The sequence below is a fragment of the Variovorax sp. CAN15 genome, from assembly GCF_030462475.1.
Lineage (GTDB): Bacteria > Pseudomonadota > Gammaproteobacteria > Burkholderiales > Burkholderiaceae_C > Variovorax.
This window is the reverse complement of the sequence record NZ_JASMRZ010000007.1, coordinates 109,581-125,362: the sequence shown is the minus strand read 5'-3', so window position 1 is coordinate 125,362 and position 15,782 is coordinate 109,581. Positions and strand designations below refer to the sequence as shown.

General features: G+C 67.3%; 12 protein-coding genes. 5 read left to right on the top strand and 7 right to left on the bottom strand.

The annotated features are described in order from the left end of the window. Positions 1-3: 3 nt before the first annotated feature. Together zapD and QMO14_RS08295 are read left to right on the top strand one after the other, a co-directional pair. Entirely contained in the window at positions 4-759 is a 756-nt protein-coding gene (gene zapD / locus QMO14_RS08300) for a cell division protein ZapD (RefSeq protein ID WP_301505908.1), read from the top strand. Then, on the top strand, positions 756-968 hold the full coding sequence (locus QMO14_RS08295) for a DNA gyrase inhibitor YacG (protein WP_301505906.1): 213 nt from the start codon (positions 756-758) through the stop codon (positions 966-968). Before zapD ends, QMO14_RS08295 begins: the two co-directional genes overlap by 4 nt. Positions 969-1,007: 39 nt before the next feature. Here QMO14_RS08295 and QMO14_RS08290 read toward each other — a convergent pair whose 3' ends face one another. Genes QMO14_RS08290 through secA form a run of 6 tightly spaced genes read right to left on the bottom strand, consistent with a single transcriptional unit; the run spans position 1,008 to position 10,384 of the window. After that, complete coding sequence (locus QMO14_RS08290; RefSeq protein ID WP_301505904.1) at positions 1,008-2,978, bottom strand: acyltransferase family protein; 1,971 nt, start codon at positions 2,976-2,978, stop codon at positions 1,008-1,010. A gap of 43 nt (positions 2,979-3,021) precedes the next feature. Then, entirely contained in the window at positions 3,022-4,989 is a 1,968-nt protein-coding gene (locus QMO14_RS08285) for an acyltransferase family protein (RefSeq protein WP_301505903.1), read from the bottom strand. 7 nt (positions 4,990-4,996) lie between these two features. Beyond that, a complete protein-coding gene (locus QMO14_RS08280; protein WP_301505901.1) occupies positions 4,997-5,455 on the bottom strand; it encodes an NUDIX domain-containing protein in 459 nt (152 codons plus the stop codon). After that, a complete protein-coding gene (locus QMO14_RS08275; RefSeq protein ID WP_301505899.1) occupies positions 5,452-6,327 on the bottom strand; it encodes an ATP-binding protein in 876 nt (291 codons plus the stop codon). The genes QMO14_RS08280 and QMO14_RS08275 overlap by 4 nt, the downstream gene beginning before the upstream one ends. Beyond that, positions 6,324-7,553: a bifunctional glutamate N-acetyltransferase/amino-acid acetyltransferase ArgJ gene (argJ, locus tag QMO14_RS08270; protein WP_301505897.1), complete on the bottom strand. Its 1,230-nt coding sequence runs from the start codon at positions 7,551-7,553 to the stop codon at positions 6,324-6,326. The genes QMO14_RS08275 and argJ overlap by 4 nt, the downstream gene beginning before the upstream one ends. Before the next feature lie 44 nt (positions 7,554-7,597). After that, entirely contained in the window at positions 7,598-10,384 is a 2,787-nt protein-coding gene (secA, locus tag QMO14_RS08265; protein WP_301505896.1) for a preprotein translocase subunit SecA, read from the bottom strand. Positions 10,385-10,553: 169 nt separating this feature from the next. Between secA and QMO14_RS08260 the strand changes: the two genes are divergently transcribed. From QMO14_RS08260 to QMO14_RS08250, 3 genes are all read left to right on the top strand, one after another. Further along, positions 10,554-10,862: a hypothetical protein gene (locus QMO14_RS08260; RefSeq protein ID WP_301505894.1), complete on the top strand. Its 309-nt coding sequence runs from the start codon at positions 10,554-10,556 to the stop codon at positions 10,860-10,862. A gap of 60 nt (positions 10,863-10,922) precedes the next feature. Next, positions 10,923-11,909, top strand: coding sequence for an ornithine cyclodeaminase family protein (locus tag QMO14_RS08255; protein ID WP_301505892.1), 987 nt, complete (start codon positions 10,923-10,925; stop codon positions 11,907-11,909). A gap of 610 nt (positions 11,910-12,519) precedes the next feature. Next, entirely contained in the window at positions 12,520-14,517 is a 1,998-nt protein-coding gene (locus QMO14_RS08250) for a YadA-like family protein (RefSeq protein ID WP_301505890.1), read from the top strand. A gap of 108 nt (positions 14,518-14,625) precedes the next feature. Here the strand turns inward: QMO14_RS08250 and QMO14_RS08245 are convergent, their stop codons facing one another. Beyond that, on the bottom strand, positions 14,626-15,771 hold the full coding sequence (locus QMO14_RS08245; RefSeq protein WP_301505888.1) for a pyridoxal-phosphate dependent enzyme: 1,146 nt from the start codon (positions 15,769-15,771) through the stop codon (positions 14,626-14,628). Positions 15,772-15,782 lie beyond the last annotated feature (11 nt).

The following is a 15,782-nucleotide window of genomic DNA, read 5'->3' as shown; positions in this document are numbered from 1 at the left end:
CGCGTGATCCTCTACGAGTACCCCTTCAACGAGCGCATCCGCACGTACCTGCGGCTAGAGCACCTGTTTCGCCGCCTCGGCGAGCTGGTGCCGGCCGAATCTCCCCTGTCGCACCACTACGCCCTGGTCACGATCTTCGAGATCATGGACGTCGCCGCGCGCGCCGACCTCAAGGCCGACGTGCTGCGCGACCTGGACAAGCACAAGAACGTCTTCAACAGCTACCGGGGCAATCCGGCCATCGCCGAGGCCGTGCTCGACCAGGTCATCGGCCAGCTCGAAGGCAACTTCGCCACCCTCAACAGCGTGGCCGGCAAGGCGGGCCAGGCGCTGACCGAGAACGAGTGGCTCATGAGCATCCGCAGCCGCGCCGGCATTCCGGGCGGCACCTGCGGGTTCGACCTGCCCGCCTACTACGCCTGGCAGCACCGCCCCGCCGCCAGCCGCCGCGCCGATCTCGAACGCTGGTCGAACACGCTGTCGCCCCTGGCCTCGTCGATCTACCTGCTGCTCAAGCTGCTGCGCGACGCCGACGTGCCCTACAAGGTGATCGCGGTCAACGGGCAGTTCCAGCAGAACCTGCCCCAGGGCCGCAGTTTCCAGTTGCTGCGCCTGCGCATCGACCCAAAGCTGGGCCTCATCCCTGAAATAAGCGGCAACCGTCTCATGGTGTCGGTGCGCCTCATGCGCCACGACAAGGACGACCGCCTGCACCAGAGCTCGGAAGACGCACCCTTCGAGCTGACTCTCTGCGCATGACGACGCAGGTGAACAGCAAGGGCGAGCGCATCGTCCGCTGCCCCACATGCGGCGGCGACAGCGTCTACGCGCCGAGCAATGCCTACCGGCCTTTCTGCAGCGCGCGCTGCAAGGGCGTCGACCTGGGCGCCTGGGCCAGCGAGGAATTCCGCATGCCGGCCGAGGCGCCGCCGGACGACGAGCCTTTCGGCGATCCCAAGATCCAGTAGGAAAAGCCTGCGCCGCTGGCGTGCAGGCGCAGCGGCTGCTTACTTGCCAGCCGCCCCTTCATCCAGCAGCGCCGGATCGATATAGGTTGCGAAGCTGCGCGCGTAGCGCGGCCTGAGGTGGCCGATGTCCTTGTAGGCCGGCGAACCGTCGTCGGGCATGCTGCGGATGCATTCGCCCCCCGCGCACAGGCTGGCGAAAGGCTCGATGACCTTGGCCCCATTGGCCTGCGCCACCTGCTTCAGCCGCTCGTTGAACTGCGCCTGGTCCTGCGGCATCGGCGCCTTGAGCTGCCCGGATTCCGCCGTCATGCGCCCCAGGCGGCTGCCCTCGATCTGCCGCAGCGGATCGAAATCCATGCCCACCGGATTGCCGAGCACCAGGTAGACCGGCTTGAGCGCCGACAGCCGCTTCAGCACCTCGCCCAGCGACTTGAGCGACTGCTCGATGCCGTCGCCGCCGATGAACGGGTGCACGGCCTTCCGATCGTCGACGAAGTAGTTCACCGTGGGGCCGGCGCCGGTGAAGTAGCAGCTCCAGCACGCACCCAGCACCACCGAATCGATCTCGGGCTTGAGCGCCAGGTCGAGCACCGCGGTGCGCCGCTCGTCGCAGCCGGTATCGAGGCCGCTGAACAGGCCCGGCACCGGCGGGCACGAGCCCTTGGTCGCGAAGTACACGGTGCGCGCCTTGTCGGGCTGCGTGCGCACCAGTTCGAGCGCGCGCGGCGCGTACTGCTCGACATGGCTGTCACCGATCAGCAGCACGTTGTGCTTGCCGTTGCCGGCGCGGTAGACGAACTGGTTGCCCAGCGCGGCCTCCTCGAACCCGTCATAGTAGTTGTCCTCGCGCGTCGCATCGGCCACCGCCTGCAGGGCCGGGCTGTCGTGGCGCGGCAATGGCCTGCCCAGGAAGACCAGCACGCCGGCCAGCGCCAGCGCGGCGCCCGCACCAGCCAGCCCGCGCAGGATCGTCGGCGAGAGGTGCAGCTTGACGAAGCGCTCCAGGAAGCGATACGTGGCCCAGGCGAGCACGACCGACGCCACCACCAGCACGATGCGCAGCTGCAGAGGCGGCTCGCCGCCAGTCACGATGCGCGCGTAAGACAGCAGCGGCCAGTGCCAGAGATACAGCGGGTAGCTGATCAGCCCGACCCACACCATCACCCGGTTCGACAGCAGGTACTTGTTGAGCACGCCACCCGGTCCAGCCGCGATGCAGCTCGCCGCGCCCAGCACCGGCAGCAGTGCCCACCAGCCCGGAAACGCCTTGGTGCTGCGCGTCATGAAGAGGCCGAGCACGATCAGCGCGATGCCGACGGTCGACTGCAGATGCTTCTTCCACGCACGGGTGCTCACCGCCCCTTGAGCAGCAGCCTGCAGTTGCATGACCGCCAGCAGCCCCCCCGCCATCAGCTCCCAGGCCCGCGACAGCGGCGAATAGAAAGCCGCCGCACGATGCGGCTGCACCGTCAGCACATTGACGAGGAAAGAGATCGTCGCCACCGCCAGCGTCACGCGCAGGATCGGCCAGCGCTTGCGCCAGGCCAGCCCCAGCATCAGCGGCCAGAAGATGTAGAACTGCTCCTCGATGCCCAGCGACCACAGGTGCAGCAGCGGCTTGGTCTCGGCCGTGGCGTCGAAGTAGCCGGCCTCGCCCAGGAAGACGAGGTTGGCGAAAAAGGCGGCGCCGCCCGTGGTCTGCTTGCCCAACTGCGAGAACTCGCCCGGCAGCAGCACGTACCAGCCGAAGGCCAGCGTCGCCAGCAGCACCAGCACCAGCGCCGGAAAGATCCGCCGTATGCGGCGTGTGTAGAAGTCGCGGTAGCTGAAGTCGCCCGCCGCCAGGCTCTGCAGGAGGATGGTCGTGATCAGGAAGCCCGAGATCACGAAGAAGATGTCGACGCCGATGAAGCCGCCCGGCAGCAGGCTGGGAAACGCGTGGTACGCCAGCACCGAGCCCACCGCGATGGCGCGCAGGCCGTCGATGTCCGGGCGGTACTTGGGATGCATGGTTGCGTCGTCGATCGGTCGGTCGCTCGGCTGGCGGGAACGCTCAGCGCGACGGCTGCTGCGCGGGGGCGCTGCGCACGGTGCGGTCGAAGTAGCTCGCCTCTTCGCGCGTGTAGCGCGGCCGCAGGTGGTCGGCGTCCTTGTAGGCAGGCGCGCCGTCGGGCAGCGTGACAAGGCAGTGGCTGCCGTCCTTGCACAGCACCGCCATCGCGTCGATGGGCTGCGCCCCGCTCGCCTCGGCGATGGCGCGCAGCCTGTCGTTGAGCGCCTTCTGGTCTGCCGGCAGCGGCACCGTCGGCGAAGAAGTCGTGGCCTCCATGTGCGTGAGGCGGCTGCCTTCGATCAGGCGCTTGGGCGTGAACTCGGGGCCGCCGGGGTTGTCGAGCAGCAGGAAGACCTTCTTGTGCCGTGCCAGCCCGCGCAGCGTGGCCTCCAGCGAGGCCAGCGAGCGCTCGATGCCGTCGCCGCCCTGGAACGGATGGACCTGGTTGTCGGGGCCGCGGAAATAGTAATCCAGCGCGCCGTGGCCGACGAAGTAGCAGTTCCAGCAGCCGCCGATGACGACCGAATCGACCTCCGGGCCCATCGCGTAGGCCAGCATGGCGTCGCGCCGCTCGGCGCAGCCGATGTTCTTGTCCGCGTACACGCCGGGCACCACCGGGCATGCACCCTGGGTCACGAACCAGGCCGACTTGTCGGGCATCGACAGCGTGCGCGACAGCTCCATGATGCGCGGGGCGTACTGCTGCACGTGGCTGTCGCCCACGAAGAGCACGCGCTTCGGGCCGCTGCCGGTCTTGTAGACCAGCTGCTCGCCGATCTGGTCGAGCTTGAAGCCGGCGTAGTAGTCGGCGTCCAGCGTGGCGTTGGCGACGATCTGCAGCCGCTCGCTGTTGTTGCGGGGCCCGGGCACGCCGAAGAAGATCGCGGTGCCCAGCGCGGCGATCAGCACCATGCCGCCGCCCAATACCTTGAGGATGCCCGTGCCGGGACGGCTTCTCGTGTAGCGTTCGACGAAGCGGTACGTGGCCCAGGCCAGCAGCACGGCGGCCACCATCGCGCAGGCACGGTAGACCGGCGAGGGATGCAGCGGGTCGGCCTCGACGATGCGCACGAAGGCCAGCAGCGGCCAGTGCCACAGGTACAGCGGATAGCTGATGAGCCCGATCCACACCATCACCCGGTTCGACAGCAGGTACTTGTTGAGCACGCCGTTCGGCCCCGCTGCGATGCAGCTCACCGCGCCCAGCGTGGGCAGCAGGGCCCACCAGCCCGGGAACGACTTGTTGCTGCGGATCATCACCAGCCCGAGCACGATCAGCCCCACGCCCAGCACCGACTGCAAGTGGCTGCGCCAGGCGCTCGGCGCCGGCGGCTTCAGCCGCATGCAGGCCAGGATGCCGCCCACCATCAGCTCCCAGAAACGGGAAGCCGGCGAATAGAACGAGGCCGCCGGCAGCGGATGCACAGTGGTCACGTTCACCAGGAACGAGACCGCCGCCACCGCCAGCACCACGCGCACGATCGGCCAGCCCTTGCGCCAGGCGAGCCCCAGCAGCAGCGGCCAGAAGATGTAGAACTGCTCCTCGATGCCCAGCGACCACAGGTGCAGCAGCGGCTTGGTTTCGGCGGCGGTGTCGAAGTAACCCGACTCGCCCCAGAACACGAAATTGGCGACGAAGGAGGCACCGCCCACGGTCTGCTTGCCGAGCTCGGCGAATTCGTCGGACAGCAGCAGGTACCAGCCCGCGCACAGCGTGGCGAACAGCACCACGAGCAGCGCCGGGAAGATCCGCCGGATGCGCCGCGCATAGAAGTCGCGGTAGCTGAAGTCGCCCGCCGCGAGGCTCTGGAGAATGATGGTCGTGATCAGGAAGCCCGAGATCACGAAGAAGATGTCGACCCCGATGAAGCCGCCCATCAGCGCCGTGGGGAACGCGTGATACACCAGCACCGAGCCCACCGCGATGGCGCGCAGGCCGTCAATGTCCGGACGGTACTTGGGATGCATCAAGCGGTCAGTTGGCCGGCGCGTCGGCAGGCGCGACCACCGGCGGCGCCACGAACGGCAGGCCGCGCTCTTCCGAGAGCCACTGCAGCACCGGGAACGCGCCCGGCAGCACCGGCGTCACCTCCAGCGGCAGCTGCTGCCAGGCCATGCGCTGGCCTTCGCGCATCTCGAACTCACCGCTCCAGGCCGTGACCTTGCACCAGTGCAGGCGCACCAGCGCGTGCGGGTAGTCGTGCTCGGTCACCTTCCAGACCTCGGCGCCGTCGATGGCGATGCCGAGCTCTTCCTGCAGCTCGCGCCGCAGCGCCTGCTCGACCGTCTCGCCCGCTTCGATCTTGCCGCCGGGAAACTCCCAGAAGCCCGCGTAGGCCTTGCCTTCGGGCCGCGTGGAAAGCAGCAGGGCATCGTCGGACAGACGGATCAGCACGCCGACCGCGACTTCCGTGTGCTTGCGGGGTTCGCTCACGCCTTGCTCCGCCCCGCGTAATCGCGCGCGAACTGATAGGCCACGCGGCCGCTGCGCGAGCCGCGCTCCAGCGCCCACACGAGCGCTTCGGGCCGCGCCGCCGCGATGGCGGCCTCGTCCACGCCGAACGACGAGAGCCACTGGCCCACGATCGTCAGATATTCGTTCTGGCTGAAGGGATAGAAGCTCACCCAGAGGCCGAAGCGCTCCGACAGCGAGATCTTTTCCTCGATCACCTCGCCGGGGTGGACTTCGCCGTCCTCGGTGTGGGTGTACGAGAGGTTGTCCTTCATGTACTCGGGCAACAGGTGGCGCCGGTTGCTGGTCGCGTAGATCAGCACGTTGGGCGTCGAGGCCGCGATCGAGCCGTCGAGGATCGACTTCAGCGCCTTGTAGCCCGGCTCACCCTCGTCGAAGCTCAGGTCGTCGCTGAACACGATGAATTTCTCGGGCCGCTGCGACACCACCTCGACGATGTCGGGCAGGTCGGTGAGCTCGGCCTTGTCCACCTCGATCAGCCGCAGCCCCTGCGGCGCATAGGTCTGCAGGCAGGCTCGGATCAGCGACGACTTGCCCGTGCCGCGGGCTCCCGTCAGCAGCACGTTGTTCGCGGGCTTGCCTTCGACGAACTGCTGCGTGTTGCGCGCGATCTTTTCCTTCTGGACGTCGATTTCCTTCAGCGAATCGAGCGACATCGCCGCCACGTGCTTCACCGGCTCGAGCACGCCGTGGCCCGAGCTGCGGCGGCGGTAGCGCCAGGCGATGGACGCGTTCCAGTCGGCCGGCTCCGCCAGTGGTTGCGGAAGGATCGATTCGATGCGGGTGATGAGCTGTTCGGCGCGTTCGATCAGCCGTTGGAACTGTTCATTCATGACCTGTAGTCGGCATTGATGGTCACGTATTCGTGGCTGAAGTCGCAGGTCCAAACCGTTTCGCTGGCGTTGCCGCGGCCCAGGCCGATGCGCACGGTGATCTCGCTGCGCTTCATCACGCGCTGGCCGTCTTCCTCGCGGTACGACGGATTGCGCCCGCCCTTGACGGCCACATGCACGTCATCGAGGAACAGGTCGATGCCCGTCTGGTCGAGATCGGCGATGCCGGCATAGCCCACGGCCGCGAGGATGCGGCCCAGGTTCGGGTCGCTGGCGTAGAAGGCCGTCTTGACCAGCGGCGAATGCGCCACGGCGTAGGCCACCTGCCTGCACTCCGCGGCGTCGCGGCCGCCTTCGACCTGAATGGTGATGAACTTGGTCGCACCTTCGCCGTCGCGCACGATGGCCTGCGCCAGCTGGCGCGCCACGTTCTGCATCGCTGCCACGAGCGCCTTGCCTTCGGCCGAATCGAGCGAGGTGATGGTGGCGTGCGCCGCCTTCTGCGTGGCGATGACCACGAACGAGTCGTTCGTCGAGGTGTCGCCGTCGATGGTCACGCGGTTGAACGAGGCGTCGGCCAGCAGCTTGGCCAGCGGCTGGATCAGCGAGGGATCGATCTTCGCGTCGGTCGCCAGGAAGCCCAGCATGGTCGCCATGTTCGGGCGGATCATGCCGGCGCCCTTGCTGATGCCGGTGATGGTGACGGTGGCGCCGCCGACCTGGACCTGCTGGCTGAACGCCTTGGGGATCGTGTCGGTGGTCATGATGCCCTCGGCCGCGCGCGCCCAGTTGTCCGCCTTTGCGTCGGCCAGCGCGGCCGGCAGGCCGGCTTCGATGCGATCCACGGGCAGCGGCTCCATGATCACGCCGGTGGAGAACGGCAGGATCTGCTCGGGCGAGATCTCCAGCTTGCGCGCCAGCGCGATGCAGGTGGAGCGCGTGCGCATCAGGCCGTCTTCGCCGGTGCCCGCATTGGCGTTGCCGGTGTTGATGACCATCGCCCGGATGCCGTGGTTCGCGGCCAGGTGGTCGCGGCAGACCTGCACCGGCGCCGCGCAGAAGCGGTTCTGCGTGAACACGCCGCCGACGGCCGAACCCTCGTCGATCAGCACGACCGTCAGGTCCTTGCGATTGGCCTTGCGCACGCCCGCTTCGGCCACGCCGATGCGGACGCCGGGCACCGCGAACAAGGCGGCAGGATCAGGGGCTGACAGGTTCACGGGCATGGGGATTTCTCTCCGGATGAGTTGTTGCGAATGACGGCTTCAGCTCAGGTCAGCTTGCCGTGGCACTGCTTGTATTTCTTGCCGCTGCCGCAGGGGCACGGATCGTTGCGGCCGACACGGGCGAAGGCCGCGGCCTCCGCGCTGAGCCCACCCAGTCCGGCGGCGGCGATGCGGCGCTGGCTTTCCTCGTCGACGCGGACCTCGACCTCGCCCGTCTCGGTCGGCGCAGAGTAGGTGATGTTCGAGACATTCTCGCCGCGGCTCTCCATCGCTTCGGCGGCTTCCTCGAGCTGCTCGCTCGACTGCACGCGCACCGTCATGAGCTGGCGCGTGACTTCGTTCTTGACCGAATCCAGCAGCTGGCCGAAGAGCTCGAAGGCTTCGCGCTTGTATTCCTGCTTGGGCTGCTTCTGCGCGTAGCCGCGCAGGTGGATGCCCTGGCGCAGGTAGTCGAGCGAAGCCAGGTGTTCGCGCCAGTGGGTGTCGATGCTCTGCAGCAGCACCATGCGCTCGAACTGGGTGAAGTTCTCCTGGCCGAWCAGCGCGACCTTGGCGTCGAAGGTCTCGTTGGCGTTCTTGAGCACCTTCTCGACGATGTCCTCGTCGGCGATGGCTTCCGAGGCCTCGACTTCCTTCTTGAGCGGCATGTCGATGCCCCACTCGGTGAAGAGCGTCTTCTCGAGGCCTTCCAGGTCCCACTGCTCCTCGACCGATTCGCTCGGCACGTACTGGCGCACGAGGTCGGTGAAGCAGCCTTCGCGCAGGCCGGCGATCTGCGCCGTGAGGTCGCCCGCGTCGAGGATGTCGTTGCGCTGCTGGTAGATCACCTTGCGCTGGTCGTTCGACACGTCGTCATACTCGAGCAGCTGCTTGCGGATGTCGAAGTTGCGCGCCTCGACCTTGCGCTGCGCGCTCTCGATGCTGCGCGTGACGATGCCGGCCTCGATGGCTTCGCCGTCGGGCATCTTGAGGCGGTCCATGATCGCCTTCACGCGGTCGCCCGCGAAGATGCGCATCAGCGGATCGTCCAGGCTCAGGTAGAAGCGCGAGGAGCCCGGGTCGCCCTGGCGGCCCGAGCGGCCGCGCAGCTGGTTGTCGATGCGGCGCGACTCGTGGCGTTCGGTCGCGATGATGCGCAGGCCGCCGAGCGACTTCACGAACTCGTGGTCCTTGGCCCATTCGGCGCGCACGTGCTCGATGTCGGCCTTCTTCGTGGCTTCGTCGCGGCCTTCGTCGTTCTCGATGGCCTCGATCATCTTCTCGATGTTGCCGCCCAGCACGATGTCGGTGCCGCGGCCGGCCATGTTGGTCGCGATGGTGATCATCTTCGTGCGGCCGGCCTGCGCCACGATGTCGGCTTCACGTGCGTGCTGCTTGGCGTTCAGCACCTGGTGCGGCAGGCCCGCCTGCGTCAGCAGGCCGTCGATGATTTCGGAGTTCTCGATGGACGACGTGCCCACCAGCACCGGCTGGCCGCGCTCGTAGCACTCGCGGATGTCCTGGATGGCCGCCTCGTACTTCTCGCGCGTGGTCTTGTAGACGCGGTCGAGCTGGTCGTCGCGCTTGCTGACACGGTTCGGCGGAATGATCATGGTCTCCAGACCATAGATTTCCTGGAACTCGTAGGCTTCGGTGTCGGCCGTGCCGGTCATGCCGGCGAGCTTGCCGTACAGGCGGAAATAGTTCTGGAAGGTGATCGAGGCCAGCGTCTGGTTCTCGGCCTGGATCTCGACGCCTTCCTTGGCTTCCACGGCCTGGTGCAGGCCGTCGCTCCAGCGGCGGCCCGTCATCAGGCGGCCGGTGAATTCGTCGACGATGACCACTTCGCCCTGCTGCACCACGTAATGCTGGTCGCGGTGATACAGGTGACGGGCGCGCAGCGCCGCGTTCAGGTGGTGCATCAGCGTGATGTTGGCCGGGTCGTACAGCGACGCGCCCTCGGGCAGCAGCTTGAACTCGCCCAGGATGCGCTCGGCGTTCTCGTGGCCGTCCTCGGTCAGGAACACCTGGTGGGTCTTCTCGTCGACCGTGAAGTCGCCGGGCACCGTGACGCCCTCGCCCGTGCGCGGGTCGGCTTCGCCTTCCTGCTTCTTGAGCAGCGGCACCACCTTGTTGATGGCGAGATACAGGTCGGTGTGGTCCTCGGCCTGGCCGCTGATGATCAGCGGCGTACGGGCCTCGTCGATCAGGATCGAGTCCACTTCGTCGACGATCGCGTAGTTCAGCCCGCGCTGGACCCGGTCGCCGGGCTCGTAGACCATGTTGTCGCGCAGGTAGTCGAAGCCGTACTCGTTGTTGGTGCCGTACGTGATGTCGCTGCCGTAGGCCTGCTGCTTCTCCTCGCGCGGCATCTGCGGCAGGTTGATGCCGACGGTGAGGCCGAGGAAGTTGTAGAGGCGGCCCATCCAGGTCGCGTCGCGATTGGCCAGGTAGTCGTTCACCGTGACCACGTGCACACCCTTGCCCGACAGCGCGTTCAGGTACACCGGCAGCGTGGCGGTCAGCGTCTTGCCTTCGCCGGTGCGCATTTCGGAAATCTTGCCGTTGTGCAGCGCCATGCCGCCCAGCAGCTGCACGTCGAAATGGCGCATCTTCATGACGCGCTTGGAGCCCTCCCGCACCGTTGCGAAGGCTTCCGGCAACAGGGCATCGAGGGTTTCGCCCTTGGCGATGCGGTCCTTGAACTCCTGGGTCTTGGCGCGCAGAGCGTCGTCGCTGAGCTTCTCGAACTCGGGCTCGAGCGCATTGATGCGTTCCACCGTCTTGCGATACTGCTTGAGCAGCCGGTCGTTGCGACTGCCGAAAATCTGGGTCAGGAAGTTGGTTGCCATGGGTGGAGATGGGCGGGCGCCTGATACGGCAGGCACTTCGACCGGATTCCCTAAGATATGGTGAAAGCAGTTGGGCGCGCTTTCGATGAAAGCAAGCGGCCCTTTTTCCGGCGCGAACGTCGGCAAACCGGGCATTTTAGCTGTCTTGTTTCTAACCCCTGGATTACCGATGTATCGCCGACTCCCTCCCGCCATTTCACTGCAGGAAGCTGCGGAAGGCGCCCCCACGCTGGGCAGCCTGATGGCTCGTGCGCGCGACACCACCGAACGGCTCAAGGCGGTGGAAGGCCTGATTCCGCCAGCCATGCGCGCGGCCATCCAGGCGGGGCCGGCCGAGGGCGACGTATGGTGCCTGCTGGTCAAGGGCAGCGCCGCCGCGGCCAAGCTGCGCCAGCTGTCGCCGATGCTCGTCACGAGGCTGAGGAACCGTGGCTGGGACGTGGCGACGATCCGGATCAAGGTACACACGGGGCGCTGACTGCGCCAGCCCTGCCGGCTGATTTTTGATTTTTTGTCTGGAGATAGATAATATTTCCAGATGACATCCTCCATCGCGCCCGCCGACGCCCGGCTCCTGCTGCTCGACAGGAACCAGGTCGATGCCCTCCTCTCCCCCGACGAAGTGCTCGGGGCCGTGCGAGAGGCCTTCGTGCTGCACAGCGACCGCGAAGGCCGTGTGTTCCCGGTGGTGCGCGAGGCGCTGGGCACCGGCGGCGTGTTCGGCATCAAGTCCGGCGACGTGCAGGCCCAGGGGCTGCTCGGATTCAAGGCGGCGGGCTTCTGGCCGGCCAACCGGCAGCGCGGCGGCGAGCCCCATCAGGCGACGATCACGCTGATCGACCCGGCGACCGGCCGGCCGCTGTGCGTCATCGACGGCAACACAGTGACGACCGTTCGCACGGGTGCAGCCGGCGGCCTTGGCCTGCAGCGCCTCGCGCGCGCCGGCAGTGCGCGGCTGTGCATCTTCGGCACCGGCGTGCAGGCGCGCATCCAGCTCGACTTCGCGCTGCGGCTGATCCCCTCGCTGCGCGAGGTTCTCTATGTTGGCGCGAAGGGCGAGCGCAACGCCGCCTTCGAGGCCCGCTTCGCCAGCCGCTGCAGCATCGCGCCGGCGCACGACCGCAATGCAGCCGTGGCTGCAAGCGACATCGTGATCACCGCCACGCCGGGCGGAGAAGCCCTGTTCGATCTCGATGCCGTGCAGCCCGGCACGCACCTGAACTGCGTGGGTACCGACACCCGCGGCAAGCGGGAGCTGCCGGAAGGCCTGCTGGCACGCGCGCGCCTGTTCGTCGACGACCGCACGCAGGCCCGGCAGATCGGCGAGGCGCAGTGGGCGCCCGACACCGAATGCATGGAGCTGGGCGACCTGCTCAGCGGCAAGACTGCCTTCGAACGCACGCCGCAGGACATCACCGTCTTCGACATGACGGGCCTCGCGCTGCAGGACCTGACCGTCGCGCGTCTTCTTCACGCGCGCGCCATCGAGACCCTAACAGGCACATGTATCGCGTGGCCCTGGTGAGCTTTCAAAAAGGCGGGGCGCAATGCAACGCCGCCCGCCTCGCACCTGAAAAAGCGTGATTTTTTGTTGCGGACGGAAGAACATTTCGGCCCCTGGGCGCCGACTCCTTGCTGGCATTTTTTGTCATCAATGCGCTGCGTGACTGCTTGAGCCGCGAGATCCTTCTGAAGAGAAAAATCGAAATTGCGGACTTCTTCTCGCTCAAAAAATAAAATCCACAGTCCGGAAATAATTCAATCCTGGAAGAATGCCATTAATTGACATTAATGGTCATTGGCTGAGTCATTTTCCACTCGATACATTCCGCAACCTCGAAGTCTTGGCGGAGTGCGGCAACGCACCTCTTCGCGACTTTCATCGCCGAATAAACACAGAGAGGTTGGAATGATTTCACTCGAGTCCTGCGGCTAGCTCACGCATCACCACCTGCCCGTCTGAACCGGCACCTGCAAGCAGCCATCGGCGAGGCCGATTTCCCGAAGCCGGGAAATCCATTTTTCACCCCCGCGAAGCGAACAACGCCCGATCCCGGCCAGGGAATCAGGCCGCCTCGTCACGCGCATCGAGTCCGCATTTCTTTTTCAGAAGATTTATTTCAAAGAAAAAATCCATGAGCAATTCCTACAAAAGCATTCGCGCTGGCCGACTTGGCTTCAGGCTGTCGGCGGTCACTGCGGCAGTCCTCGCCGGTGGGCTGCAGCTCTCGCCGGTCGCAGCCAACGCGTCGACCTACGCCCCTGGCAATTGCGACAGCACGGGCACGGCAACCATCGGGCGCGTGACCGTCACCGGCACGAACAGCATGCCGGTCGACGGAACCGGTCCCTGGTCCAACATCACCGGCTGCGACTCCAGCGGCAACAACCTGAACGGGGTGACGGTGTATGGCAGCTACTCGCAGGGCACGGGTGACGGGGCTACCACCCTCGGGTTCTCCAGCACCGCCGGCAAATGGGCTACCGCGGCCGGGCTCTCGAGCAGCGCCTCGGGAACCGGGAGTGCCGCCTTCGGCTACGACGCGCAGGCACAAGGGCTGAACTCGGCTGCGATCGGCGCGGCGTCCAGCGCAGCCGGCCAGGGCGCCGTGGCCCTGGGCAGCGGCGCTTCCGCGAAGTACGACAACTCCGCCGCCATTGGTGCAGGCAGCACCACCGCCGACTCGCTGGCAAGCCTGCAGGGAACGCCCACCTACACGCCGGCCGCGGGAGCCGCGGTCGCAGCCGCGACGCCGTCCGGCGAAGTGTCGGTGGGCAGCAGCGGCAGCGAGCGCAGAGTCACCAACGTCGCCGCTGGCGGCGCACCGACCGACGCGGTCAACGTCAGCCAGCTCTCGACAACCACCGCTTCGCTGTCCACGAGCCTTGATACGACCAATCGTGCAGTCGTCAACCTGTCCACGTCCACCGCAGGCAGCATCGGCAGCCTCTCGACCGGCCTGAACACGACCAACGGCGCCCTCGCCAGCCTGTCGACATCCACGGCCGCCGGCATCGGAAGCCTCTCCAGCGGCCTGTCCACCACCAACGGCAACCTGCGCAGCCTGAGCACGTCGGTCAGCACCATCTACAACACGGGCACCAAGTACTTCCACACCAAGTCGACGGCGGGCGACTCGACGGCCAGCGGCGACAGCTCCGTGGCGATCGGCCCGCAGTCGGAGGCCAGCGGTTCCAAATCCCTTGCGGCCGGCACAGGTGCCAAGGCAGCAGCCAACAACGCGCTGGCCGTGGGCTCCTACGCCCTCGCCACGGGCGCGAACGCGATCGCCATCGGCACCGGTGCGCTGGCCACGGGCTCGCAGGCCATCGGCGCGGGTTCGCGCGCGGGCGGCGGGGGCACCGCGCTGGGCGACGGCGCCGATGCCGGTGGAACCTCGCTGAGCCAGGCGCCGCGGATCGCCAAGGGCACTGCCATCGGCTTCGGCGCGGTGGTGCAGCACAGCGAAGGCGTTGCGCTGGGCGCCGGTTCGGTGGCCGCCACCGCCGCGGGCCTGGCCGGCTATGTGCCTCGCAATGCATCTGCGCAGCATCAGGCCGCGGTCAAGGCGACCACCAGCACGCAGGCGGCCGTTTCGGTCGGCGATGCGGCCAGTGGCCGGTTCCGCCAGATCACGGGCGTGGCCGCCGGCACGGCGGACAGCGATGCGGCGAACGTGGCGCAGCTCAAGGCATCCGAAGCCGCCTCGCGGGCCAGCAGCGCGCAATATGCGACCAACCCCGACGGCTCGATCGACCACAGCCAGCTCGTGCTGGGCAACGGCCAGGCGCCGGGGGGCACGCGAATCTCCAATGTGGCGCCGGGGGTGTTCCCCACCGACGCGGTCAACGTGAACCAGCTCAACCAGGTGCGCAGCCAGGTTGCCGACGTCGCGCGCATCGCCTACACGGGCACGGCCATGGCCATGGCCATGTCGGGCACCTACCTGCCGACGCTCGCTCCGGGCGAGAAGACCGTGGGCGTCGGGGTAGGCAGCTACAAGGGCTACAGCGCCGTGGCGCTGACCTTCAAGGCGCTGGCCGGCGACGGAAGGATGTCGTGGGGCGCGGGCATTTCGACCACCGGCAAGGAATGGGGCGTGAACGCCGGCGTGGGCTGGAAGTGGAAATAAGGGCTCGGAGGAAATAGAGCCAATCAGGGAGCGAGCCGGCAACGAATCGGCAAGCAAGTGGATGGCCCCCATGCCGAGCGGCGTGGGGGCCATTTTTTCAGCGGCTCGCTATGCGGCAGAAGCGTCCGCGAAGAGCCCGGTCATGAACTGCGTCGACTTGAGGCCGGTACCCGTCAGCAGCGCGACCGTCGTCTCCGTGCGTTGGATGTCGCCGCGCTGCGCCAGCACGTCGATGGCCGCCGCGGCGGACGCGGAAGTGGGTTCGGCATACAGGCCGCAGGCCGCGAGCCGGCGCACCGCCGCCGCGATCTGCTCCTCGGCCAGCGCCACGGTCCTGCCGTTCGTCTCGCGCAACGCCTGCACGATCTCCGCCAGCCGCACCGGCCGCTTGATCGCCGTGCCTTCGGCGATCGTCGGCTGCACGGCGCGCTCCACTGGCGTGTCGACGCCCGCCGTGAAGCTCGCGTCGATCGGCGAGCAGTTCAGCGGCTGCGCGACGAAGATGCGCGGCAGCTTCTTGATCTGCCCCGCCGCCAGCAGCTCCTTGAAGCCGATCCAGCAGCCGAGCACGTTGCTGCCCGCACCCGTCGGGATCACGACGTTGTCCGGCGCCACGAAGCCCAGGTCTTCCCACAGCTCGTAGGCCAGCGTCTTCGTGCCCTGCAGGAAGAACGGATGCCAGTTGTGGCTCGCGTAGAAGATCGACTCCGACTGCCGCACAGCCTCGTATTCCGACTCCTCGCGCGGCCCGGGCACCAGCTGCACCTCGGCGCCGAAGGCGCGGATCTGCGCCACCTTCGGCGCGGGCGTGTAGCTGGGCGCGAGCACCTTCACGCGCATGCCGGCGGCAGCGCCCGCAGCGGCGATGGCCGCGCCGCCGTTGCCCGAGCTGTCTTCCAGCACCGCATCGACGCCGATCTGGCGCAGGAAGGACATCATCACCGCCGCGCCACGGTCCTTGAAGCTGCAGGTCGGGTTGAACCACTCCAGCTTGAAGTGCGGCTCTAAGTCGCCCCAGCGCTTCCGCACCAGCGGCGTGCAGCCTTCGCCCATGCTCGCGGGCCTGTCGATGCTCACCGGCAGCGCCGCGCGGTAGCGCCACAGCGAGCGCGTGCGCGAATCGATGTCGTCGCGCCCGATGCCCGGCAGCGGCGTGACCAGCATCGGGTTGCCGTCGTCCGAACGCCAGCGGCGCTCGGACAGCTCGTGGTGCCGGCCGGTGCGGGGATCGACGTAGCGTGCGCGTTCTGTCATTCGTGGCTCCT